Raw genomic sequence first — 245 nt, forward strand, 5'->3', positions numbered from 1 at the left:
GCCCGGCTACGAGGGCGTCCATGCGCTCGGCGACACGGTCGCCCTTCCCGGCGACGATGGCGCGCCGCTACCCGGCCTGGCCCAGGTCGCCAAGCAGCAGGGCGAGCATCTGGGTGCAGCACTGGAAGCGAACCTCCTGCGCGGGGAGGCGATGCGGCCCTTCCGCTACCGCAGCCGCGGCAACACCGCCATCATCGGCCGCAACGCCGCCGTCTTCGATTTCGGCAAGCGCCGGCTGAAGGGCT

The 245-nt window shown here is 72.2% G+C and carries 1 pseudogene; it reads left to right on the forward strand.

What is annotated here, in order from left to right:
* Positions 1 to 245, forward strand: a pseudogene (locus tag JT719_RS25065) (NAD(P)/FAD-dependent oxidoreductase); the annotation flags it as partial.

The sequence above is a fragment of the Sabulibacter ruber genome (assembly GCF_017355955.1).
GTDB classification, from domain to species: domain Bacteria; phylum Bacteroidota; class Bacteroidia; order Cytophagales; family Hymenobacteraceae; genus Nibribacter; species Nibribacter ruber_A.